The following is a 25538-nucleotide window of genomic DNA, read 5'->3' on the forward strand; positions in this document are numbered from 1 at the left end:
GGTAACGCTCGCATAAAGGGTTCGTGGACCAAGTAAATCCTTTTATGTAAATTGCTGCCACTCCGGGTAACCGTGGGAAGTCCGCGCCTGGTGGCCGTGTGCTGTCAACGATTAAGGGGCGCAATGTTCGGAAATCAGGTTTCTCAGATTTCTTGCAATCAGCCATTTACAGGCGCTCCTGGAAACGGTATATTATTACTAGACCGAAAAAACACCAACTGGAATTGAATGCCGGTGTTGACCTGAGGAGTGAGAAATGGTGGCATTTCATCGCATTTTCGTGATTGACTTTGCTGGTTTAGGCCTGGGGGAAGCCCCGGACGCAAACCGCTTTCAGTCTGTCGGAACTGATACATTAGGTCATGTGGCGGTTAGTTGGTCGGGTAAACTAAATCTTCCAACATTACAGCGCTTAGGCCTCGGGAATATTCGGGTTGACCATCCACTGTTCGGTATTGACCCGGTTGCGGTCCCCATGGGATTCTTCGGCCGTCTGCATATGGCGGCTCAGGATAACCAGCCCGCAACGGGTTTGCGAGAGATGTGGGATTACAATGGCCGGACTCGCACGCAGAGTGTTCTGGCAACCTTGCCTGAAGCGGGGTATCCCGTTACCATTGCCGCACCGTTTCAGAGTTATTTACAGACGCAGGATGCCGCGGAAAAGGTTCAGCTGGGAAGCAACCAGGATGCCTTCCGCGTACTCAATGAGTTGTTATACCGGCCATCTTCAGGAATGGCGTTGGTAATGTTACCGGATTTTCGGTTCGCCGGTGAACGTGGTGATATTGAGGGCTTTGGCGAGGCGCTGGTCCACGCGGATCAAGCGTTGGGTCAGGTGATTCACGATATGGGGGTCAATGACCTGTTACTCGTGACTGCCAGCCACGCTGTTGATCCAACGGCGACCGTCACACCAACCCGCGAGTACCTGCCGATCATTGCTTATTCGGCATCACGGCCAAGCACCCATGCATTGGGCATTCGCCGGACGTTAGCGGATGTTGGCGCCACTGTCCTTGAGAATTTCGGCTTAGCGGGTCACGCCGCTGGACATAGCTTTTTAAATGAATTTACGCAATAAGTAGGAATGAACATGGCACCATGAAGGGAGGTGATGTAGCAGCACATCAGGGGTTAACCACTAGGTTGCAAAGGTCAGCGTGCTTGCGGCACCGAAACATCCATTATATTTAGATTTAGCAATTTCACCATTCGCCGCACGCGTTGAAATCTAGCCGTTACGAACTGATTACGTTCGTAACAGAAGTTATGCGTTACATAATTTCTGCCGCAACACATCGTGTCAACTTTTGTATGGCAAAGGGGCCATACATCAAAGAATAATATCGGAAAGAGGTATTTTGACCAATGCTAGTCGCAGTCAATATTTTAGGGGTAATTGTTTACCTCGCACTCGCTTTCTTATTCTCAAAGGATAAGAAAAAGATCAACTGGAAATCAACTGCTATCGTCTTAGTTCTTAACTTGGTATTGGCTTGGTTCTTCACCAGTTTCTCTATCGGGCAAGACATCGTTAAGGGTGCTGCCGATGGTTTCAACTGGTTAGTCCAAGTGGCTTACCAAGGGATCGTCTTCGCCTTACCTAACTGGGTAACGCCGAACTTCGGTGGGACTGCTAAGTCAATGAACTTCATTACGAGTTCATTGCTGCCAATTTTATTGGTTGTTCCAATGTTCGATATCCTGACTTACATCGGGATCTTGCCTTGGATCATCAAGTGGGTTGGTCGTGGACTTTCCTTCATTACTGGCCAACCTAAGTTTGAATCATTCTTCTCTGTTGAAATGATGTTCTTAGGGAACACTGAAGCCTTAGCCGTTTCTCAATTACAATTAAAGAGCATGCGTAAGGAACGTAACTTAACGCTTGCGATGATGTCGATGTCATGTATCACGGCTTCCATTCTGGGTGCATATACCCAAATGGTTCCTGGGCAGTTCGTTTTGACGGCCGTTCCAATTAACATCTTGAACGCCATTATCGTAACGAACATGCTGAACCCTGTTGAAGTTGCACCAGAAGAAGATACTATCGCTAAAATCGGTGGTTCTAGCTCTGCTGCTGCTGAAGAAGGTGCCGTTGAAGATGACGGTAAGAAAGAACCATTCTTCTCATTCTTGGGTGATTCTATCTTAGGTGCCGGTCGTCTGATCTTGATCATCGCCGCAAACGTTATCGCCTTCGTTGCCTTGGCTGCATTGATCGACCGTATTCTTGAATTGTTCAACCCATGGTTATCCTTGGAACACATCCTTGGGATCATCATGTTCCCATTCGCTTGGTTAATGGGTCTGAACGTCCACGATGCATTCGGCTTCGCACAGTACATGGGTACTAAGTTGGTTACGAATGAATTCGTTGTTATGGGTAAGATCGCTTCAACCATCAACACGGATGCATTCTCACCTCACTACCGTGCCATCTTGACTGTCTTCTTGACTTCATTCGCTAACTTCTCAACTACTGGGATGATTATCGGTTGTTTCAAGGGGATCGTTGACCGTGAAAACAACGAACTGATCTCTAAGAACGTTGGTTACATGTTACTTTCCGGGATCTTAGTTTCCCTGCTTTCTGCCGGGATCGTTGGTCTCTTCGTTTGGTAAGATTTTACCAACCTTAGATTGAAGCTTAAAAAATTGATAGCCCAGGGCCGATGGCTTTGGGCTATCTGTGTCAAATGCCCCCGGGTTTACCCCATCTAGCACCGGCTTTCATCCGTCAGGCAGTGGTGGCTGAGCGCCTTACCTGATCACATTCGTGGCCGAAGTTGGCCAAGGAAATGTCGCTGCTAGATGATGGTGCCAGGGAACTGTATAGGCACGGATACAACAGAAAAATGGTAATTGGCCCGGGTCTTAAACGCGTGTAAGCCGTGAGGGTGGTGCAAATAAATTCAGCTGTGAGAATTGTCTTAGTGGCTGTGCCACTTAGACAATTGGTGTCGGTAAAACTCGGTTCTCAGAGGTTTGCCGGCAAGCCTGGAGACCGCACTATGGCTCCGGGCGTCCGCCCACAGTGTCACGATTTATTTGCGCCGCCCGGCAAGGCGATGCAATTACGCAGTTTGAACCCCGAGCCAATTCACCAGGATTTTTAACGAACGTCATGTACAATATGTAGCGAGACTAACGAGCAACCGCTCGATTAGTCCGTACGGGTGCCGACCTTCCTAGACGGGAAGTGAAACCCAGCCGGATGCGTGAGACCATTCGGTTGCAAAGCCCGTTGAAGTCTGTGCGTCGAGTAATGGCGCATCGAAAGATAGGGATTTTTATGGATAAGCAACAATCGCAGGTGGACTTAGCCAATGATATGACGCTAAGAGAAGCGCTGCGGCATAAGGATGTCGTCCGCAACGAACTGATCGCGGGAGTAACTGGCTTCTTCGCCATCTCCTACATTATTATCGTGAACCCGCTAATCTTAAAGGATGCCGGGATTCCCACCGACTTGAGTGTCTTCGCCACCATTTTCTCTTCGGTGATTGGGTGTTTGGTGATGGCCTTTTGGGCCAACGCACCAATCATTCTGACACCGGGGATGGGGGTCAACGCCTTCTTTACCTACACCATTGTGGTGAACATGGGTCTGAGTTGGCGTGAAGCCCTAGGGATTGCGGCGGTCGCCAGTTTTGTTTACATGCTGATCGCCTTTACCAAGGTGTCGACGATTCTATCGGAGGCCATTCCGGAATCGCTAAAGAGTGGGATTACCGCGGGAATTGGGCTCTTCCTGGTGGAAATTGGCCTGGAGAAAGCCGGGCTGATTGTCGCTGGGAAGACTTCCTCGCTGGTGGTCCTAGGGGATCTGACCAAACCAACGCCACTGTTGGCGCTGTTTGGACTGATTCTCAGTCTAATTCTGTACATTCGAAAGGTGAAGGGAAACTTCTTCATCGCGATTATCGCGACGAGTCTGGTGGCCTTCTTCTTTGGAATCAAAGATGCTGACACGCCTAGCGTTGATTTAGCACGGTTAGGACAGTACCACGAAATCGTCTTCAAGAATGATTTCTCTCACTGGTTGAGCACGCCATTTATCTTGGCAGCCTTCTCCATGACCATGATTCTAGTATTTGAATCCATGGGCCTTCTGCAAGGCTTACTGCCGAACCAAAAGAAGTTCAAGAAGACCTTTGAGGGTAGTGCCGTGACGACCTTCCTGTCTGGTTTCTTAGGAACCAGTCCCACAGTGGCCGCCGCTGAAAGTGCTTCTGGTATTGAAACCGGTGGTCGGACCGGGATCATGGCATTAGTCGCCGCAGTCCTGTTCGCGCTCTCGCTGGTCTTTGTACCTCTACTGGCCTACGTCCCATCCGCAGCGATTGCGCCGGTGATTATTATCACGGGTGCGCTGATGATGGCGGCCATTGGCAACATTAAGATGGCTGATTTTTCCGAATGGTTCCCAGCATTTCTGATTATCGTGCTGATTCCATTCACCAACAGCATCTCGACCGGTCTGGCCTTTGGCTTTGTCTGCTACCCGATTATGAAGGTAGCCTTGGGTAAAGCTAAGGAGATGACTTGGCCCGTCTACCTGTTAGGCGTGCTGTTCCTACTTGATTTAGTCTTTAGTGCCCTGCTGTAGTGGCGGGGTTTCACTTACGGGTTAAACGTAAGCGGTTACGGCCGCTGACGAAACTGAAATTAATTTCATTGGGAGGAAACACAGATGACTACTAAAATTATTATGGATACTGACCCCGGGATTGACGATGCAGCTGCTTTAACCATGGCAATCAACGATCCTAGCATTGACTTGAAGCTGATCACGACGGTTGCTGGGAACGTGACGGTCGACAAGACCACCATCAACGCCCAAAAGATCGTGCGCTTCTTCAACGCCAAGATTCCAGTGGCTTCCGGTGCTGAACAACCACTGTTCAAGGACTTCGAAGACGCCGCTCGGATTCATGGGGAATCAGGGATGCCTGGTTACGACTTCCCAACTGATTTGCCAAAGCCTTTAGATAAGACTGCCGTTGAAGCTTTACATGACGAAATCATGGCTAGCGACGAACCAATTACCTTGGTGCCAACGGGATCATACACCAACATTGCTTTGCTCTTCTCCGAATACCCAGAAGTTAAGAGCCACATCAAGGAAATCGTGGCCATGGGTGGTGCCTTAGGCAAAGGGAACATGACCAGTGCCGCAGAATTCAACGTCTTCACCGATCCAGATGCTGCCGCTATCATGTACAAGTCTGGTGTGCCAATCGTAATGGTTGGTTTGGACATTACCATGAAGGCTTTATTGACCCACGAAAGCATCGAAGAATTGCCACAAATCAGCGAAACCGGTAAGATGCTGCATGACATCATCGTTAACGATGGTGACAACAGTGATAAGGGGATCGCCATGCATGACGTGAACACCATCTTCTACCTGCTTCACCCAGAAGCAATCACGACGGAAGACATGTGGATCGACGTCCAAACTGATGGTCCAGCCATTGGTGAAACGGTCGGTGACATCCGCGGTGCTTACCACGATGGCAAGACCAATGCTAAGGTATCCGTTGATATCGATGCGGTTGAATTCAACAAGTGGTTCCTCGAAGAAGTTCGCGCAATGAAGAACTAGCAACTTGCCTACTTTGAACGCCTACAGCGGATAGGTACTACGCTGTGGGGCAACCTCCAGAGCCAAAGAGCGGTCTCTGGAGGCGCCATAGAACCTCGAAAATCACGAGTTTCTATGACGTCCCAGCTTGTAAGCCAGCGGAGAACGCTGACAAACAAGCTTGTCACTGCACAGGACCTATCCCCTTCCGGCTTAGGTTTGGCTGAAGCTGTAGCCGTTAATTGCTAGACAGTAGTTTATAAATAACGAGTCCCAATTGAGCTGACTGTGTGTTGGCTTGATTGGGACTTTTTGCTTGCGTTGAGTTTTAGCCTGGCAAACGGGGACGTACCCAGGGCAGGGCATTGTCACCAAACCTTTACAAAAATAAGGGCCTTTCCATACAAAAACGATACATACGCTTGGTATCATGGAATTAAATCAAGGGGAAGAGGATGGTCGTATGTCCGCGACAGACACTGAGACGCTGATCATACTGATTGTTACTTGGTTACCGATGTTGTGGTTTTCCCGACCACCAGAACGTCATAACTAGCCGGTGACTAGTCTTGCCGGCAAGGTTGATTGTGCAGCGAAATCTGTGAAGTTCGCTGCACTTTTTTGCTCTTAAGATAGGACACTAGTTCTTGGCAAGTTATGATGCCCCACTTCATTCAGCCCCTTCGCGAGATTGCTCACCATTTGCGGAAACTTTACACGATGTTGACATGGACCATACCGATTATTTACATAAGTTCGCTATGCTGGAACTAGCTTAGGGATTACGGTCGTCGGGGAAAGTATTTTCAACGACCGAACTTTATTTCGGGGGGAGCAACGGGGCCATGAACAAATTTACCATTGTGCATTTATCGGATCCGCAATTAACCGCGGCCGCCGTCGAACCACAGTATCATCAGCAAGTACCACCCATTGAGAAGCTCCAGCAGATTTTTGACGATGTTTTGACACATCAGATTGCGCCGGACCTCATCGTCATCGGGGGAGATCTGATGCAGGATGGCACCGGCCAAGATTATGCGAAGTTGCGCGCATACTTAAACGAGCAGGCCGAGCGGTTACAGGCGCCAATCCAGGTGATTCTCGGTGATCAGGATGATCGGGAAGCCTTCAATGCCGGCTATCTATCACAGTCGCATCAGCCGTACTATGCGTATAAACAGATGTATCAGAATATGGATTTTTACTTTCTAGATTCCAAATGGGAGACGACCAAGGAAGCCGGTTGGCTGGACCGAGAGCAGTTAGACTGGTTAAATAAGAACTTGCACATTGCGCCACGGCGGCGGGCCTTTATCTTTCTTCACCATCCGCTTGATGCGCCAGCACTACGGTCGATGCGCTACGCCTTACTGCAGAACAACCGGGAACTCTTGTCGATTCTCCATGGGCACAACATTGGTGGCATCTTTACTGGTCATTTACATTTTGGCGCCAGCTACTTGGTGGATAACACGATTCCCGTGACGACTGTGGGTTCGGCAACTACCTACATTAATTGCCAGGATCCACACTATCATGAGGTTCACGACGCGATTAACTACAACGTCATCACGATTCAGCGGGGGATGGCGAGTGTGACGAATCATCCGTTGTATTTGGGGCAGACTGTCATCGACACCATCGCGGTGGGCAACACGGGATTTGCCAAGCACCGCCCCCGATTGACTGGGGCCCGGCGGACAGTCAACGGTCCGTTTTTGTCATGACAATAAGTGGTCGTTCTCAAGGTACAACTTTAATCTGACTTTTCAGGAGGGGTGATTCCCAGCTAGACGGCGGGAATCACCCCTCTCATTATTTTCCCAGCGATAGGCGTTTCATGTGAACCGGATTTTCGGTATAATAGGAAACGACGTGATAACGAGGCGACCACCAGCTGGCAGTTTTGCCTGGCAGTTCGGTTGCGTTTCGTTTGTAAGTAAGGTAAAGTATAATCAAACGTGAAACAATTGTGTTTCACAGAAGTGAACTGGGAGATAGTGTATGAATCCAGAAGAGTTTCGTGCCGCGCTAGCCACGCAAGGCATTGAATTAACCGCAACACAGGAACAGCAATTTGCGACGTACTTTGAGTTCTTAGTTGCGACCAACGAACACGTAAATTTAACAACCATTACCGCGGAGCCAGATGTCTACCTGAAACATTTTTACGACTCACTGACGCCCGCTTTTTACGTGCCAGCGATGCGAACGGAACCTCTAACGGTCGTCGATGTCGGCGCAGGTGCTGGTTTTCCGTCGATTCCGTTGAAGATCGTCTTTCCACAGCTACAGATCAGCATCGTGGACTCGCTGAACAAGCGGATCACCTTCTTAAATGAACTCGCTGCCAAGCTCAACCTGACTGGGGTGGCTTTCCATCACGCGCGGGCCGAAGAATTCGGTGGCAAGCGTGCGGCCAACCGTGAAGGTTACGACTTAGTCTTGGCGCGGGCCGTTGCCCGGATGTCCGTCCTCAGTGAACTGTGCCTGCCATTGGCTAAAGTCGGTGGGCAATTTGTTGCGCTGAAGGCCGCGGCTACCGCGGACGAATTGGCCGTGAGTCAATCGGCAATTACGACGTTGGGTGGTCAGCTTGCTGCCGACCACGCCTTCGAGTTACCGGTCAGCCACGACCAACGCCACATTGTGGTCATCGACAAGGTCAAGCACACACCCAAGCGTTACCCCCGTAAAGCGGGAACGCCGAACAAAGAACCGTTAGAAGATTAATGGGATGGGGGTAAGATAATTGCCATTTTCATTATTTGGAAATAATCGGGAAAAGGCCACGCAGCCGTCACATCCCGTGAAACAAAACGTGGTGATGATTCCGGTTGCCCAGATCATTCCCAACCGGTTTCAGCCGCGACAACGGTTTGATCCCACGGCCATCAGCGAACTGGCCCAGACTATCGAAGAACACGGGCTCCTGCAACCTATCGTGCTCCGACAGTACGAGACTGACCACTACGAGATCATTGCCGGTGAACGGCGGTTTCGGGCGGTCAATAGTCTGAAATGGTCCGAAGTGCCGGCCATCGTAGAAGAAATGAGCGATGACGAGACGGCTTCCATGGCGCTGATTGAAAACCTCCAACGGGAGGAGTTATCCGCCATTGAAGAAGCACACGCTTACCAGCAACTGATGACACTCAATCACATGACCCAGGCCCAACTCGCCGAGGGGATTGGGAAGAGTCAGGGCTTCGTTGCCAACAAGTTACGCTTGTTGAAGCTGGCGGAACCGGTTCGCAATGCCATCTTGAACCGACAGATCACCGAACGCCACGGACGGGCCTTGCTTGCCCTGGCGATTGACGATCAGCCGGCGATGCTGAAGCAGATAGCGGCTAATCAGTTGACCGTCAAAGAGACCGAAGCACTGATCGCCAAACAGAAACAACCGAAGCGGCGGCGCAAAGTCACCAAGCAAAGCGTGTCTGGTGATACGCGGGTAGCAGTCAACACGATTCGTCACTCTGTGAAGATGGTCACCGATGCTGGGATGGCACTGACGACCAAGGAAGAAGAAACCGCAGATAGTTACCGCATCATCATTGACATTCCCAAAGAAAGCTAGAGGTGGAACGACATATGGGCTATATCATCGCATTAGCCAACCAAAAAGGTGGCGTGGGTAAGACCACGACTGGCGTTAATTTAGGCGCTGCATTGGCATCAGCGGGCCAAAAAGTCTTGCTGGTCGATACTGATGCCCAAGGCAACGCTACCAGCGGGGTCGGCATTCAAAAGGCCACCATTGAACGTGAAGTTTACGATGTCTTGGTTAACGAGACACCGATTGACGACGCGATTTTGCATACTGAACATCCAGGGTTGGACATCGTTCCCGCAACGATTCAGCTTTCCGGAGCCGAAATTGAGCTCACGCCAATGATGGCGCGTGAAACCCGGTTGAAGGATGCCCTGGATGAGATTCGAGACAATTATGATTATATTTTGATCGACTGTCCCCCTTCGCTGGGACTCCTGACCATCAACGCGTTTACCGCAGCTAACTCGATCCTGATTCCTGTGCAGAGTGAGTACTATGCGCTGGAAGGACTGACACAGTTGTTGAACACGGTCAAGTTGGTTCAGAAACACTTTAACCGCGACCTGAAGATCGAAGGGGTCCTATTAACCCTCTACGATGCCCGGACTAATCTGGGAAAGCAGGTCAACGAAGAAGTAAAGAAGTATTTCCAAAACAAGGTTTACGCCACGATTATTCCGCGGAATGTCCAATTGGCGGAGGCGCCCAGTCACGGGATGCCGATTATTGATTACGCACCAAAGTCCAAAGGTGCTGAGGTATACACTGAACTCGCAAAGGAAGTGCTAGCTGCCCATGGCAAGTAAGAAAGAGAAAAGTTTAGGGCGCGGAATCGACGCGCTGTTTGCTGAGAATGGCGTGGATGCCGGCGAAGAAACGGTCGTGGATCTGACCCTGACCGACATTCGCCCCAACCCGTACCAACCACGGCAGAAGTTCGATCATAAGGGATTAAACGACTTAGCGGCTTCCATCGAAAAGACGGGGGTCTTCCAGCCGATTATTGTGCGTCAACCGGATAAGCGGGCCAACCGTTACGAGATTCTTGCGGGCGAACGGCGTTTCCGGGCTTCTAAATTAGCTGGCAAGGAGACGATTCCCGCGATTGTTAGAGACATTACCGAAGAACAGATGATGGAGATCGCCGTGTTGGAAAACCTCCAACGTGAAGATCTGACACCACTTGAAGAGGCCGAAGCCTACGATACCTTGATGACCAAGCTCACCTTGACGCAGGCGCAGGTTTCCGAACGACTAGGCAAGAGCCGGCCGTACATCGCCAACTATTTGCGTTTGCTTGGGCTACCTAAGGCGGTCAAAGACATGCTGCAAAAGAATGAGCTGTCGATGGGCCAGGCCCGGACGTTGCTGTCCCTGAAGGATAAGACCAAGTTAGTGGCCTTAGCTAAGAAGGCAGTTACCGATGGCATGACCGTGCGGACGCTGGAGGCGGAAGTTAGCAAGCTGAATGGCGCAGCTAAGAAGCTGGCCAAGAAGCCCGCCAAGAAGAAGTCGCCATTCCTGCGATCAACGGAAAACCAGCTCCAAGAACGCTTTGGTACGCAGGTTTCCATCAACGAAGGCAACGGCGATGACCATCAAGGTCGCATCGAGATCGAGTATCTCTCGAACGACGACTTGAACCGCATCTTGGACCTGTTGAACATCCAGTCGGATTAAGCTAGGGAGGCCAAAGTATGTATGATTTAGGCGATTTGGTGGAAATGAAGAAGCCACATCCATGCGGGACTAACCGTTGGGAAATTACCCGGATGGGTGCCGATATTAAAATCAAGTGTACAAATTGTGGCCACGTTGTGATGCTGTCACGGCGCGAGTTTGAAAAGAAACTAAAAAAGGTATTGGTTCGTAAGACCGACACCGATAATGGAAAGAGTGAATAATTGCTATGTCATTAACTGCAGGGATCGTTGGCCTGCCGAACGTCGGGAAGTCAACTTTATTTAACGCGATTACCAAGGCGGGTGCCGAAATGGCGAACTACCCGTTTGCGACGATTGACCCAAACGTGGGGATGGTGGAAGTTCCAGATAGCCGTCTCGACCGGATTCAGGAATTAATTCCAGCCAAGAAGGTTGTGCCAACGACCTTTGAATTTACCGATATTGCCGGGATCGTTAAGGGTGCCAGCAAGGGTGAAGGTCTGGGAAACAAGTTCCTGGAAAACATTCGCCAAGTCGACGCCATTGTCCACGTTGTGCGGGCATTTGACGATGACAACATCACCCACGTTTCCGGGAAGATCGACCCAATCGATGATATCGAAACGATCAACTTGGAACTTGGTTTGTCCGACTTGGAGGCCGTTAACAAACGGTTGGCCAAGGTTGAACGGGCTGCTAAGGGGAGCGACAAGGAAGCCAAGGAAGAATTAGCTGTCTTGACGAAGATCAAGCCCGTCCTTGAAGATGGTGGTGCCGTTCGGACCATCGACTTTGACGAAGACGAGACGAAGATCGTTAAGGGCCTCTTCTTATTAACGTCTAAGCCAGTCCTGTACGTGGCTAATATTGCCGAAGACGACATGGCTGATCCTGAAAACTCCAAGTACTTCAAGTTGATTCAGGACTACGCCGCCAAGGAAGGCGCCGAAGCCATTGCCGTTGCCGCCGAAGCCGAAGAAGAAATTGCTGAGTTGGATGACGACGAAAAGCAAGACTTCTTGGAAGCTGAAGGGGTAGAAGAACCGGGGCTGAACCGGTTGATTCGGGCCTCATACCACTTATTAGGTCTGGAGACATTCTTCACGGCTGGTGGTAAGGAAACCCGTGCTTGGACCTACAAGACGGGCACCAAGGCACCACAAGCTGCTGGGATCATTCACTCCGACTTCGAACGCGGATTCATCCGGGCTGAAGTGATGGCGTTTGACGACTTAGACCAATTCAAGACCGAAGCTGCTGTTAAGGAAGCTGGTAAGCTGCGGGTCGAAGGTAAAGACTACGTGATGGAAGACGGCGACATCGTCGAATTCCGTTTCAACGTTTAGAAGGGAACAGAAGTAGATGAGTGATAACAAGCAAACTCCGCGGAACGCGGGCGTTCATCAGAAGCGTAACAACGTTGCTGTGAATGAACGGGCAGCGTTTGATAACATTGGGTTGACCAAGCGTAACGCCGAATACATGTACCGCTTCAACAAGGAACTCGAAAAGACTAAGCTCACGCCAGAAAAGAAGGCTCAGGCCGTCCAAGACATGGTTAATGAACTGGTCGAGGGCCAAAAGAGTGGGAAGACCGGTAAGAATACTTACGGTGGTATCGAAGCACGAGTTAAGGAAGTTGTTGAAGGACCAACGCGGCCGGATAATGAATTGTTTGGGCGCAACTACTGGCCAAACATGATCTACAACTCCCTGACGTTCTTCATGATCTTTAACTTGATGTTTGGGATCATGTACCTCTTCTCACCAAAACTGATGACGACTAGCCGTCCCGTTGGGATCACGGCTATTACCGTCAGTGCGCTGATTGCTGGGTTCATCCTGCCAATCATGCCACGGTTATTCAGTCCTAAGATCAAGCACACGCTGAATGGGTTCTTGCGGGCCCTGATCGTCTTAGTCGGGTTCCTGGTCTGGATGGCGTTGTTCTACTTGGCACAAATGCTGCCAGGTGTCGTCAACCCAATCTTGATGCCATGGCCAAGTATTATCTTGGGCCTGGTCTCCATCGCAGGGATGTTCTGGTTGCGACGGACTTACAAGATCAACGGTGGTTTCTTCGGTTAATCGCCCAGTTTGGGTGTAACGAGAGCGACTGGCAACTGGCGCCGCCTGCGGGAACCAGGGATTCTACCGCTGTGGGGACCGCCTGCAGCCAAAGAGCGGTCTGCGGGCTCGCCTTGAAGCCACGCCCCAATCGCGTGTCTCCAAGGCGTCCCTGGTTCCCTCCGGCTCTGCCGGTTGCTGAATCTGGTGTGGTTAATCCGAAGTAATCGTTAAAAATGTAATCAAGTGAGACTCTGTCTAGTCGTTGCCCTTGTGGTGACTGCTAGATGGGGCCTTTTTGTGATTTACTGGAGGTCAATTGATAGTGTGGATGAGTCCATGAAGTGGGGTAAAAACTAGCTTAGCCGGAGGAGGCCAGGATGGCGCCAGCCGTGATGATGGCGTTAGGACGGGTGGTTGGTTTTTCCCGTTCTTACGCCATGTGACGAGCTTGGAAACTCGCGGGGTTAAGCGAGGTTTCAAGTCGAGGTCCAAGACCGCACTTTGGCTTGGACCGGTCCCCGCAGTGGCAGAATCCCGGCAGCCGCAGGCGATAACCAGTGAGCCATGGTCATTATTCGCTCACAACCTGGTTGGTACGAGACAAGTTCCGCGGTAATCATCGCCAATCCCGCTGATTTTATTTCGCCGCTAAGTCGCTAAATTCTATGGCTTGTTGTCCATTCATGAATGACCTATGATGCTATCAAGTAGTTGAGCCAGTTAGTGGCTTGATGAAAAATTTCATTTTCGTGGGGAGGATTTTTTATGAAAAAAATCTTTGGGTACGTACTGGGATTAGTTGCTGCACTGTTCGCTGCTGGGGCCATTGCGACCAACGCTAACGCCGATGGGAGCGACGCCGATGCCGCGAGTGGCAGTAGCAATGCCGGTAGCGCGTTGATTGGGCCAGCCATGGGGTCTAGCGATGCTGGAGGCGCGGCCGAAATCAGCTCTGCTGAAAGCAGTAGCCAGCAACCGGCAGAAAAACCTGCCAAGAAACCGGCTAAGAAGCCAGCAAGAAAGTTGGCGAAGAAGTTAGCTAAGCGCGAAAAGAGAGTCGCTGCTGACAAGAAGTTACGGGGTCGCCTGCACTATCGGAAGGACGCCCGCGAGATCTTGTTCCAAAAGGGTAAGAAGGGTGAAGAAGTTTACCTTTACAACCGCAAGGGCAAGGAAGTCAAGAAGTTCCGTGTTGCCAAGAACGGCCGGTTCGACATCAAGCTGTCCAAGAAGCAAGCTAAGAAGCTGGACGAAGGCGGCAAATACTTCCACTTTGCTGTTTACCAAAAGGGCTACAAGCCTTACGAGATTCGCTACTACATTTACAAATAAAGTGCGTTTACTGTTCGTAGGTAGCGTAAGTGCGTAGACTGACAGCATGAGTTGAAGTGGCGTTGGATCGCAGCCAGACCGATAGTGTTTCAGGAGTGCCATTGCTTGGAGATCTTGTCGAAGCTATCGGGCGATGCAGCGACTACTTAACGCAGAGAAAGGGCGTGGGCAACCACGCCTTTTCTTATCCACTCAGATTGATTATTCACCGAATTAATGAGGAGGGGTCACCATGTTGCAGCGAATCCGTTTGAAATTGCGCAGTCCGGACTGCCAGTCGTTGGGGCTGCTAGCCATCGTTGGCGCGTTTATCATGACGTTTTGTTCCTACACATCGCCGGCTTTTTACTTCGATACATCGCCGGACAACAACGCCTTCTTCACGGTGGGCAAAGCCATGATGCACGGCATCGTCCCGTATAAGGATATTTTCGAGCAGAAAGGCCCTTACGTGTACTTTCTTCACGGTTTGGCCTACCTGGTTTCATCGCGAAGCTTTCTGCTGATTTTTCTGGTTGAGATTGCCACGGTCACCGCCGCCATGTTTTTCGTGTATAAATTAGCCAAGTTGTTAAACGCCAGTGAGTTACCAGCCCTCCTGACAGCCTTACTTTCTCCGCTATTATTCCTGTACCACCCGTACTACGATTACGGCGACACGGTGGAATTTTTTACGCTACCGTTGTTGCTCTCCCTGATTTACCTGATGGTATTGCTAGACCGGCGTGACTTTCGTGTCAGCCATTGGTGGTACTTTGCGCAGGGGGCATTGGTCGGCATCATTTTTCTCTCGAAATACACGCTGCTAGGCGCCTGGATCGTGTTCTATCTGGTGATTATAGGCCGCCTGCTGGTTAAACGACAGTGGCGGCAACTGGGACGTGTCATCGGGTGGAGTGCCGGTGGTTTCCTGCTGGCAACTCTACCATGGTTGATCTACTTTCTGATGACGGGATCGCTGCGAGCCTTTATTAACGTATATATTCTATTCAACACTAAAGTTTATCTGACCTCTTCCGTGGCGGCTTTCGCCAATCTGGTCCAGTCCGTCACGCTGGTCTCGCAATTCTACTGGGGTAATGTGCTGTTCTTCCTGCTGGGAGTTGTGGGGACGTTGGTCGTGATCTTCCAGCGCGGCATTTTTACCACCAACTTCAGTCGGGGGCTGTATCTGGCGAGTGCCCTGGGTTGTGACCTGCTGGCGCTTTACGGCTACCAGGCGGGCGCGGTCTACCAGTACTACCAACTGATTTACTTTGGCTTTTTCGTTCTACCGTTCGTGTATTTCTGCCAAATCTTCTTCAGCCATGTGGCGTTGCCGACGGGGGATGCGCCGTTTCCTATCCTGGTGACGTTGCTACTGAGTCTGTTTCTGGTGCTGGGGGTCAACAATAACGTGACTGATTCAAAAGTCTTTCCGAACAATACGTCAATCACAGAAAAACAGACGACAAAGCCACAACAGCCTGCTCAGATTGACTTCGGCCGCCTCATGCGACAACGCACACCAACTGGCACGCGGCTGACGCTGTTGAATTATGGGTCAATCGACATGGGCTTCTATACGGCATCTGGAGCCATCCCAAACACGTATTTCTTCCAGAACTATAATATTCCACAGAGTGCGGCCCCTCAAATTCTTCAATCGCAGCGCAACGTGATTCGCCAGCATCAGGTGGAATGGGTCGTCCTCAATACGCCGGCTGGCAAGACCGTCAAGCAGTGGCAGGGCGGGAGTGGCCGAATTACCAGTGGTAACCTGAATCCGGGCACCAGCAAGCTGACAAAGGACTTGGAACGCCATTACCGCTGTGTCGCACAGCATACGCAGGTCTTTGAAGGGGTTAACGTGACTTATTGGCTGTATCAACGGAAATGATGACTCGTAGAATGTGAAAACCAGTTAGGTAAATAGTTGTTTAGCGCCTCGTTAATTTACTCGGTGGATTCGATTGAAGTATGATAGTTCGGTGAGAGTCCTTGACCTGAGTGGCCTAGACTGGTAAATTTAGAAACAATATCTCCCAGGATTCCTAACCGAGCCTGAGACTAAATTAAAGAGGAGCGATATCAACTATGTCTAATTGGGACACGAAGTTTGCTAAAGAAGGAATCACATTTGATGATGTTTTGTTAATACCCGCAGAAAGCCACGTTTTACCGAATGAAGTTGATCTGAGTGTCCAATTAGCGCCAAACTTGAAGCTGAACGTTCCGTTCTTAAGTGCCTCGATGGATACGGTCACCGAGACCACGATGGCCACGACCATGGCCCGTAACGGGGGCCTCGGGGTCATCCACAAAAATATGAGCGCCGAATCGCAAGCCAAAATGGTTGCCGACGTGAAGGCCATCGCTAACGATACCGACCAATATCCTAACGCTGCCGTTGGCGCCAACAATCACTTGCTGGTCGCCGCTGCCGTTGGGGTGACCTCCGACACATTTGACCGGGCCGACGCCTTACTCAAGGCCGGTGCCGACGCCATCATCATTGATACGGCGCACGGTCACTCCGCTGGGGTGCTCCGCAAAGTTGCCGAGATTCGCCAACAGTTCCCAGATGCGACGCTGATTGCGGGTAACGTCGCTACGGGCGAAGGCACGCGGGCCCTGTTTGAAGCCGGCGTCGACGTCGTTAAAGTTGGTATCGGTCCTGGTTCCATCTGTACGACGCGAGTGGTTGCCGGTGTCGGCGTTCCACAGATCACCGCCATCTATGACGCTGCCAACGTGGCCCGTGAATTTGGCAAGCCAATCATCGCCGACGGGGGAATCAAGTACTCCGGTGACATCGTGAAGGCCTTGGCCGCTGGTGGTAACGCCGTGATGTTTGGCTCCATGCTGTCCGGGACCGATGAAGCGCCTGGCGACATCATCGAAGACGGTGGTAAGAAGTATAAGACGTACCGGGGGATGGGAAGTCTGGCTTCCATGTCTCATGGTTCCGCCGACCGTTACTTCCAAGGCGGCGTCAACGAAGCTAACAAGCTGGTGCCAGAAGGTATCGAAGCCCGCGTGGAATACAAGGGTAGCGTGAACGACATCATCTTCCAAATGGTAGGTGGCTTACGTTCCGGTATGGGTTACACCGGGAGTGCCAACGTGCAGAGCCTGATTGACAACGCCCAATTCGTCCGGATCTCTAACGCCGGGTTGATTGAATCTCATCCACATGACGTTCAGATCACGAAGGCCGCACCTAATTACAAATAAATCATTACTGGGAAAAGCTAACTCGATGTAGGGGTTAGCTTTTTTTGAGCAATCCCCTAGGTTTTGTTCGAGCAGTGTAATACAATGTAATACAAATGAGGTGAAGACGAATGGCAATGATTTCAATTCGAGTTAGTGAGGCTGAGAAGGACTGGCTGACCCATATGGCAGAGTTCTATGGCACATCGCTATCTGATCTGGTTAAGAAGTATTCGATGGAACAGTTAGAGGACAAATACGATACCTTGATGGCCGAAGCAGCGTACAAGCACTACCAGGAGAGCGGTCAGAAGACAGTCTCTATGCAGGAGGTCATCGACGAGTTCGGTGGGTTCAAGGAATGAGCTATCGTTTGGAATTCAGCCATGACGCCGTTAAGCAACTACGCAAAATGGATAAACATCAGGCCATGATTATTTCGCGGTGGCTCTATGCAAATATTGATGGGATTGCCGACCCAACTACCAAGGGTAAGGCGTTGGCGGCCAATCTTGCTGGACTATGGCGCTATCGGGTGGGCGACTACCGAATTATTTGTGAGCTACAAGCCGATAAGCTGGTTGTTTTGACGCTATCAATTGGTCATCGACGCGATATTTATGGTTAGGCTGGTTAGTGGTAGCGACTATACCTAAGTCATGATTTCGGCTTAATTGAACCTTAACTGTTGGGTTGGCGAGTCACTCGAAAATAGTGTAAGATTAAGGAATGGTTAAGTGCCTTACGCCCGGCTAAAGGTTCGGGTTTTCCGGTCGCTTGGCCCAGGTTATTTGTTAGAATAGACTTAAACCTACGGGGCAGGACCGCTAGTGAATTAGCCTAGTGATTAAAGGAGAATAGACCACATGAAAATTTTAGTTGTCGATGACGATAAAGAAATTGCACAATTACTTGAAATCTACATTAAAAATGAAGGTTACGAACCCATCACGGCTTACGATGGGAAGGAAGCCTTGACCAAGCTCCACACCACGCCGGACATTGCTTTGATGATCTTAGACATCATGATGCCTGAAATGAGTGGGATCGAAGTCATGAAGGAAGTTCGGAAAGATTCTCAGATTCCCATCCTGATTCTGTCGGCGAAGACCGGCGACATGGATAAGATTCAGGGGTTGATTTCTGGTGCCGATGATTATGTCACCAAGCCATTTAACCCCTTAGAAGTTATGGCACGAGTCAAGTCACTGTTGCGGCGGAGCCAAGATCAAGTGACCGATGACAGTCCTGATATCTTGGATATTGGAACGTTGACCATCAACAAGGACTCCCACGAGGTCAAGACGATTGCCGGCAAGACGGTTTCCCTGACGGCCTTAGAATTCGGGATCCTCTACTTACTGGCTAGCCACCCTAACCGCGTCTTCTCAGCGGACGAAATCTTCGAACGGGTATGGCGTCAGGAAAGTATTGTGTCGGCCAAGACCGTCATGGTCCACGTCAGTCACTTACGGGATAAGATCGAAGACGCCACCAACGGCGAAAAGGTCATCCAGACTGTTTGGGGCGTCGGGTATAAGATCGAGTCTCGTTAAAGAGTGTGGAGCGGAAAAGAGTGTGGAAGCAGGCGGGAGTTAGTGAGCATTAACGTCGCTAGGGTGAAAATCCCGGGCTTGGATTTTTGGCCTAGCGGGGTTAAGCGGAGCTGACTGCCTGCTGGAACACGTTTCGGCAAAGTAGGCTGACCTCAGAGTTCGGCAACCTAAATTGAACAGACGAGTGGGTCGAAGGAATTTGGGGCGTTGCGCAATCACGATTCAAACCAGTCTGCCGAGACCGCAATCCCAACCAGTTACCGAACCCGTCAAGCCGGGCGCCACAATCCCAACCGTAACCAGAAGAGTAGGAGCGCAACATGGACTTAATCAACAATTACCAATTTAATATCTGGGAGGCTCAACCATGAAGCTAACCACGCGCGAGAAGAGTGCGCTGTTCATGGAAGGGGTCGTAACCGTTATCCTCCTGCTGATGCTGAACCTGGCCTTACTGGTACTGATCGTGCAGGCCATCGAGAGTAATCCTGGCTTGCGTGATGGCATCTTCATCATCAAACGGTCTGTCGTCTTGGGGCCCAACCACTTTCAGCTTTGGAGCTGGGAGAACCTGTTCATTGGTCTGATGCTGGTGGCCGATACCTGGGTCGTCTGGTGGCGGCTGATTCGGCGGTACCGGCAGATGCAATTGTGGCACATCATTGATGAACTGCACTACATTGCCAGCGGTCACTTCGACCACCGGATTCCGTTTCGGGTTAGTGGTGACGTTCAGCGGGTCGTGGATTCCGTTAACGCATTGGTCGATTCCGTCATCAATTCGATGAATGAGGAACGGGCCATTGAGAAATCCAAGGATGAGCTGATCACCAACGTCAGTCACGACATTCGAACGCCGTTAACATCGATTATCGGCTATTTGGGGCTGATTGAGGATAAACAGTACCACAGTGAGGATGACCTCCTTAAGTACACGCACACGGCATTTTTGAAGTCTAAACAGATGAAATCCTTGGTGGACGACCTCTTCGAGTACACCAAGGTCCGGCAGACGGATACGCCGCTGAGTTTGACCAATATCAACTTGGCAGCGATGCTCGAGCAGTTGGGTGCCAGCTTTGAACTGGAGGCCCAGAAGAAGGGCATGACGATTGGTGCCGAGAATTCATCGGAAACGATGATGATGGAGGCCGACCCCGAGAAATTGGTGCGGGTCTTCAACAATTTGGTTGCCAATGCCTTGAAGTATGGCGATGGCGGGAAACACATCAACTTGGTTGCTAACCAGATCAGTTCCACTGAATTGGAGGTTCGCGTGACCAACGATGGACCAAAGATTCCTAAAGAGTCATTGAACATGATCTTCGAGCGGTTCTACCGGGTTGAAGAATCACGATCCAAAGAGACTGGTGGAACTGGACTGGGACTGGCTATTGCCCAGAGTATCGTGGCCCTTCACGGCGGGTACATCTACGTGGAGTCGGACGATGCGTTGACCAGCTTCGTGATTCACTTACCGGTCAAGCACGACCAGCCACTGGCCATTCCGCAACGTTTGAAGACGCCGGGAACAGTAAGCTAAGTATGACATTGCTAAAGTTGACATAAAAAACAAGGGCCGCTTCTGGCCTTACATAAGATAGAGGAGTTTTGATTTTAATGATGAAACGATTACGGCAACTCGTTATTGGGCTGGTGACTGCGGTAACGCTGGTCACTGGTGGTATCAGTAGTTTGAGTGCACCGGTTACGGCTCAGGCCGCAACCAACAGTAACAGCACCACGGTTAACTTGAAGGCCAAGGCCGGTATTGCGGTCGACGCCAAGACCGGTCAGATCTTGTACAACAAGAATGCTGACCAAACATTGCCCGTTGCGTCGATGACCAAGCTGTTGTCAATCTACATGGTGCTAGATGCCATCAAGTCAGGCAAGTTAAAGTGGGACCAAAAGATTACCATCAGTAAGGACATCGCCAAGGTTGCCCAAAATACAGATTTGTCCAACGTCCCTTTGCGGGCGGGTCACAAGTACACGGTTAAGTCCCTGTATCAAGCATCCTTGATTTACTCGGCCAACGGGGCTGTGGAAGCTCTGGGGGTCGCTGTGGCGGGTTCACCTCACGCGTTTGTGACTCAGATGAAGGCGCAAGCCAAGAAGCTGGGGATGACGGACGTTAAGATCTACAACGCCTGTGGGCTGACCAACAAGCAAGTTGGGAACCTCGGTTACAGTAACGTTAAAGGGTCTGCCGAAAACGAATGGTCTGCGGCCGACCAAGCTAAGTTGGCGGTTGCACTGTTGGACAAGTACCCTGAAGTCTTACAGACAACGAGCATTAAGAAGATGTGGTTTGAAAAGGGCACGAACGACGCCACCAAGATGGATAACTGGAACTGGATGTTGAAGGGCTTGTCCGCTTCTTATTCTAAACTCCACGTGGACGGCTTGAAGACTGGGACATCTGACGCTGCCGGTGCGAACTTCACCGGGACGGCTAACAACGATGGTAACCGAATCGTGACGGTCGTGTTGCACGCGGCGCACAAGTCGGAGACCGATGCTTCTCGTTTCCAACAAACGCAAAAGATGATGTCTTACGTCTACAACAACTTCAAGACGGTCAGCTATAAGGCTGGCACGCAGATCAAGGGTGCTAAGACGGTTACAACTCACGATGCCAAGGCTAAGACCGCTAAGACGGCGCTGGGTCAAGACGTTAAGCTGTGGATTCGCGATGACCAAGTTGCCAGCAACGTTTCTGCTAAGACGCAGTTGAAGTCCAAGTACAGCAACAAGGGTGACTTGGAAGCACCTGTGACTAAGAACGCAACGATTGGGACAGCCAATATTTCTTTGAAGGGTGACCAGTTAGGCTTCTTGGGCAATACCAAGACGACCAAGGTGCCATTGAAGGTAACGCAGTCCGTTGAGAAGGCGAACGTCTTCGTCCGGATGTGGCGGTCAATTGTGGCTTTATTCTAATTGAGAAGATTGACGAGTCGCTTGCCAGCTGGTGAGCGGCTCTTTTTGTGCGGCCGCTGAACTTTGCAAGTTTTGGTAAAATAGTTGTGCCGGTTGGGCTATTTTCGGTTATCATGGTTAATAGCGCCATTCAACTTGATTTCGGTCAAGGTGGTTGCCGTTTAGGCCCGCTACAATTAGGCATATCGTTAGGAAATTACCTGAACGTTGTGCTCAGTGAAATTTAATTTATTATATGTGAGGATGCTTGAACGTTGACTTTATAGGATTGGTGACGATTTCTAAAGATTGTCGATGGCGTGTTGTATTTTTGACAAGTCAAGCATTAATGTGCGAAGATACTTTTATTATTAGCTGAAAACGCGCAATTTTAAAGTAATTTTGAGGATAAAGGGAGTTGGCATTTGTGAATATGATTAAAGGCGAATGGAATTACATTCGGCATAATCGGTTGATTTTAATCTCCGTTCTTGCCATTATGTTTATTCCATTCCTCTACAGTATCTTCTTTCTGAAGTCGGTCTGGGACCCGTATGGGGAGACCGGCGAGCTGCCCGTTGCGGTGGTCAACCAGGATAAACCGGTGACTTACCAGGGTCAGAAGCTAAACGTTGGGGATCAAACGATCACCAATTTGAAGAAGAATAAGCAATTGGGTTGGAAGTTCGTGTCTGCTAAGACGGCGGCCGATGGATTGAAGCATCACAAGTACTACACGGTGATCACGATTCCCAAGAACTTCTCTGCCAACGCCGCAACGGCGCTGAACAAGAATCCCAAGAAGATGACGTTTACCTACAAGACGAACGGTTCGGCCAACTACATCGCCCAAGTTATGAGTGAGGTGGGTTCTTCCAAGCTGGACAGTCAAATTCGTGCCAAGGTGACGAAGGCATACGCCCAAGCAACCTTCAAGCAGATCTACGCTGTCGGCCAAGGGATGGACAAGGCTGCCAAGGGTTCCGCCAAGTTGAAGGACGGGACGGTTACCTTAACGGATGGCCTGAACACCTACACAACAGGGGTCCACACGCTGAATAACGGTCTGCAACAAATGAAGACCTCCGTTAAGCCATTGGCTACCGGGATTCAAAAGCTGTCGACCGGGTCTCAGACGCTGCAATCCGGACTGGCGAAGTATACCAGTGGGGTTGGACAGTATGCTAATGGGGTTAACCAGTTTACTGGTGGTGTCAGCAAATTAAGTGCTGGGATGCCACAGTTGACTGCAGGGACTTCTAAACTGGCTAGTGGCGCCAACACTTTGAAAACGGGAACTTATACCTATGTTGACGGTGTTTACACTTTAAACAATGGGTTACAAAAGTTAACGAATAAGGTTGGACCTTTAGCTACTGGCGTTACAAAATTAAGTTCCGGTAGTAAGAGTTTATCATCTGGTTTAAAGAAGTTGGACAATAATTCAGGTGCATTAACAACAGGAGCTAGTTCTTTAGCGAGTGGTTTGTCGCAAATGCAGTCACTCTTGACGACTTTAGCACCAGGATTGACAACCTTGGAAACCTTAACTAGTAATACGCAACAATTGGACTCTGCTCAGAAATTGTTGACCGCTTTGGTTGATACAGGGGCTTTGAGCAGTGATAATATTACAAAAATCACTTCAGATGTTGCTGCGCTGAAGACTGCTCAGGCTGGATTGGTAAGTGGTCAGTCGGATTTACAGAGTGCAGCTGGAGAGGTTCAAAAGGACTTAGTAAGTATTGCGGGTGCCTCTGGAAAGCAAGCAACGACTAAAACAACGACTACTGATGGTGTGGATGCAACGCAGAGTGCTGCGGATAAAGCCAGTAGCGACGCAGCAGCCTTAAGCAAAGCTGCTGCAAACGGTGAAGATACGGAAAAGTTAGCCAAGCAGGTAGCTGCTGATACGCAAACTGTTTCTAACAAGGCTAGTTTAATCAAATCGACTGAGACGACAAACGCAGCAAGTAGTGATCCAACTACTGATTTAGTAACGCATGCGGCAGCTTTACTAAAGGAATTGCAGTCATTACAGTCTAATCTGACTGCCCTGCAATCAGCAGCAACTGCTTTGCAAACTGATTCTGCATCGTTGCAAGCAATTGCACAGCAAGCACTTGGCTCTGGAATAACTTCTACTGATTTGGCACAATTGAATAGTGCGATTACAGTACTGAAAAATAATAGTTCCGCCATTTCAAAGCTTGGTAGCTCTACGGATGACGTGAATAAGTTGGTCAGTGGTGCAAATCAATTGAGCACCGGGTTAGATACTTATACAGCAGGTGTTTCAAGCGCGCTAAATGGGTCTAACAGTTTAACGGATGGTTTGACGACGTTGAACAAGAGTGTACCGACATTGACGGCTGGGGTTACTCAGTTAGCTAATGGGTCAAAAAAATTGGCTAAGAATAGTCCTGCGTTGAAGACTGGTGTCAAAGGTCTTGCTTCTGGAGCTACGCAATTAAATGGTGGCCTTCAGACTGCCGCTGCCGGTGTCAACAAGCTTAACGCCAACACGGGCAAGTTAACCGCAGCCGGCAACAAGCTGACTAGTTCATCCGCACAACTCATGAATGGATCCGGTCAACTGACTTCTGGCTTAAACACGCTGAACAGCAAGGTACCAACGCTGACCAGTGGGGTTAACCAATTGGCTGCTGGGTCAAAGAAACTCGACGACAACAGTAACCAATTGATGCAAGGGGCCAAGAAGCTCTCTGACGGGAATGGCACGTTGGCCAAGTCCTTGAAGAGTGGTGCTGATCAGATTAAAGCCCAACCATTGAGTAGCAAGACGGCTGACATGTTTGCCGCACCAACCAATCTGAAGCATGAAAGCTACAGTTACGTGCCAAACTATGGTCACGCCTTAGCACCTTACGTGCTGTCTGTTGCCTTGTACGTTGGGGCTTTGGTATTCAACTTTGCTTTCCCAATTCGGAAGGTTTCTCGCGAAGGTGGGACCGCTACGGGTTGGTTCTTGAGTAAGGTTTCCATTGGTGCAGTCGAAGGACTTGCCATGGGGCTGATTGAACCAGCGTTGATGATGCTAGGGGGCTTGTCCGTCGATCACCCAGGTCAAATGATTCTGATCTCCGTGTTCTTCGCCGAGGCGTCGATGTTTATCGTCATGTTCCTGTCAATGTTACTGGACAACCCTGGTCGTTTCATCGCCATGGTTCTCCTGATGCTGCAATTAGGTGGTTCCGGTGGGACGTTCCCAATGGAAGTAACGAACCACTTCTACAACGTCGTGCACCCATTCTTGCCAATGACTTACTCAATCCTCGGATTCCGTCAAGCCATTACGTCAGGGATGTCCGGCATGGTCGGTCAAGCACTGTGGGTCTTAGCACTCTTTACCATTCTTGGTTTAGCACTGCTCTGGCCAACAATGGTTTGGTTGCAGAAGAAGCATTTGATGGGAATCTCGCAATTGGATGACAACCAGAAGTTACAAGCGGTTGAAGATCCGAACACGAAAGCTCATTCCTAAAAATTAAGAAGCATCAATAACTGAATTTCGGAGAGGCTCAACTCGTTTAGAGTTTGGCCTCTTTTTTTTTTAAACAGCTTAATGTTTTGACGTTATAACGTTATGATGTTATACTCACAAAACAAATGATGTC

The 25538-nt window shown here is 50.1% G+C and carries 21 protein-coding genes; all 21 read left to right on the plus strand.

The window, feature by feature from the left end; translation table 11 throughout:
- The first annotated feature begins 256 nt into the window (after positions 1 to 256).
- Positions 257 to 1084 (plus strand): hypothetical protein, encoded by an 828-nt coding sequence (locus ACEPSU_RS02355; RefSeq protein WP_020090236.1) that lies wholly within the window; start codon positions 257 to 259, stop codon positions 1082 to 1084.
- A gap of 287 nt (positions 1085 to 1371) precedes the next feature.
- The gene (locus tag ACEPSU_RS02360; RefSeq protein WP_260338796.1) at positions 1372 to 2631 is read left to right on the plus strand and encodes a NupC/NupG family nucleoside CNT transporter; all 1260 of its coding nucleotides are present in this window, start codon (positions 1372 to 1374) and stop codon (positions 2629 to 2631) included.
- Positions 2632 to 3301: 670 nt separating this feature from the next.
- Complete coding sequence (locus tag ACEPSU_RS02365; protein WP_395322641.1) at positions 3302 to 4618, plus strand: NCS2 family permease; 1317 nt, start codon at positions 3302 to 3304, stop codon at positions 4616 to 4618.
- Positions 4619 to 4702: 84 nt separating this feature from the next.
- On the plus strand, positions 4703 to 5617 hold the full coding sequence (gene rihC / locus ACEPSU_RS02370) for a ribonucleoside hydrolase RihC (protein WP_020090233.1): 915 nt from the start codon (positions 4703 to 4705) through the stop codon (positions 5615 to 5617).
- Positions 5618 to 6441: 824 nt separating this feature from the next.
- On the plus strand, positions 6442 to 7326 hold the full coding sequence (locus tag ACEPSU_RS02375; protein WP_395322643.1) for a metallophosphoesterase family protein: 885 nt from the start codon (positions 6442 to 6444) through the stop codon (positions 7324 to 7326).
- A gap of 277 nt (positions 7327 to 7603) precedes the next feature.
- Positions 7604 to 8332, plus strand: a complete 729-nt coding sequence (gene rsmG, locus ACEPSU_RS02380) for a 16S rRNA (guanine(527)-N(7))-methyltransferase RsmG (RefSeq protein WP_395322645.1) — start codon at positions 7604 to 7606, stop codon at positions 8330 to 8332.
- Between the two features lie 19 nt (positions 8333 to 8351).
- A complete protein-coding gene (noc, locus tag ACEPSU_RS02385; protein ID WP_395322647.1) occupies positions 8352 to 9182 on the plus strand; it encodes a nucleoid occlusion protein in 831 nt (276 codons plus the stop codon).
- 14 nt (positions 9183 to 9196) lie between these two features.
- A complete protein-coding gene (locus ACEPSU_RS02390; RefSeq protein ID WP_020089639.1) occupies positions 9197 to 9964 on the plus strand; it encodes a ParA family protein in 768 nt (255 codons plus the stop codon).
- A complete protein-coding gene (locus tag ACEPSU_RS02395; protein WP_020089640.1) occupies positions 9954 to 10838 on the plus strand; it encodes a ParB/RepB/Spo0J family partition protein in 885 nt (294 codons plus the stop codon). Before ACEPSU_RS02390 ends, ACEPSU_RS02395 begins: the two co-directional genes overlap by 11 nt.
- A 17-nt stretch (positions 10839 to 10855) precedes the next feature.
- Positions 10856 to 11062, plus strand: coding sequence for a DUF951 domain-containing protein (locus ACEPSU_RS02400; RefSeq protein WP_260338799.1), 207 nt, complete (start codon positions 10856 to 10858; stop codon positions 11060 to 11062).
- A gap of 5 nt (positions 11063 to 11067) precedes the next feature.
- Positions 11068 to 12168, plus strand: coding sequence for a redox-regulated ATPase YchF (gene ychF / locus ACEPSU_RS02405; RefSeq protein WP_395322650.1), 1101 nt, complete (start codon positions 11068 to 11070; stop codon positions 12166 to 12168).
- A gap of 16 nt (positions 12169 to 12184) precedes the next feature.
- Complete coding sequence (locus tag ACEPSU_RS02410) at positions 12185 to 12910, plus strand: DUF1129 domain-containing protein (RefSeq protein WP_020089643.1); 726 nt, start codon at positions 12185 to 12187, stop codon at positions 12908 to 12910.
- A 747-nt stretch (positions 12911 to 13657) separates the two neighbouring features.
- The gene (locus ACEPSU_RS02415; protein WP_027825981.1) at positions 13658 to 14224 is read left to right on the plus strand and encodes a hypothetical protein; all 567 of its coding nucleotides are present in this window, start codon (positions 13658 to 13660) and stop codon (positions 14222 to 14224) included.
- Between the two features lie 232 nt (positions 14225 to 14456).
- Entirely contained in the window at positions 14457 to 16103 is a 1647-nt protein-coding gene (locus ACEPSU_RS02420) for a teichoic acid glycosyl transferase (RefSeq protein WP_395322652.1), read from the plus strand.
- 197 nt (positions 16104 to 16300) lie between these two features.
- Positions 16301 to 17440 (plus strand): IMP dehydrogenase, encoded by a 1140-nt coding sequence (locus ACEPSU_RS02425; RefSeq protein ID WP_395322654.1) that lies wholly within the window; start codon positions 16301 to 16303, stop codon positions 17438 to 17440.
- Between the two features lie 110 nt (positions 17441 to 17550).
- Positions 17551 to 17784 carry a type II toxin-antitoxin system RelB family antitoxin gene (relB, locus tag ACEPSU_RS02430; RefSeq protein ID WP_395322656.1) on the plus strand — a complete coding sequence of 78 codons (234 nt, stop codon included), beginning with the start codon at positions 17551 to 17553 and terminating at the stop codon, positions 17782 to 17784.
- Positions 17781 to 18047 carry a type II toxin-antitoxin system RelE/ParE family toxin gene (locus ACEPSU_RS02435; RefSeq protein WP_395322658.1) on the plus strand — a complete coding sequence of 89 codons (267 nt, stop codon included), beginning with the start codon at positions 17781 to 17783 and terminating at the stop codon, positions 18045 to 18047. The genes relB and ACEPSU_RS02435 overlap by 4 nt, the downstream gene beginning before the upstream one ends.
- Positions 18048 to 18285: 238 nt before the next feature.
- Positions 18286 to 18975 (plus strand): response regulator transcription factor, encoded by a 690-nt coding sequence (locus tag ACEPSU_RS02440; protein ID WP_020089649.1) that lies wholly within the window; start codon positions 18286 to 18288, stop codon positions 18973 to 18975.
- Between the two features lie 367 nt (positions 18976 to 19342).
- Positions 19343 to 20518, plus strand: a complete 1176-nt coding sequence (locus tag ACEPSU_RS02445) for a cell wall metabolism sensor histidine kinase WalK (RefSeq protein WP_020089650.1) — start codon at positions 19343 to 19345, stop codon at positions 20516 to 20518.
- A gap of 77 nt (positions 20519 to 20595) precedes the next feature.
- Positions 20596 to 21921 (plus strand): serine hydrolase, encoded by a 1326-nt coding sequence (locus ACEPSU_RS02450; protein WP_395322661.1) that lies wholly within the window; start codon positions 20596 to 20598, stop codon positions 21919 to 21921.
- A gap of 412 nt (positions 21922 to 22333) precedes the next feature.
- A complete protein-coding gene (locus ACEPSU_RS02455) occupies positions 22334 to 25405 on the plus strand; it encodes a YhgE/Pip family protein (RefSeq protein ID WP_395361639.1) in 3072 nt (1023 codons plus the stop codon).
- Positions 25406 to 25538 lie beyond the last annotated feature (133 nt).

The sequence above is a fragment of the Levilactobacillus parabrevis genome, assembly GCF_044051715.1.
GTDB classification, from domain to species: domain Bacteria; phylum Bacillota; class Bacilli; order Lactobacillales; family Lactobacillaceae; genus Levilactobacillus; species Levilactobacillus parabrevis.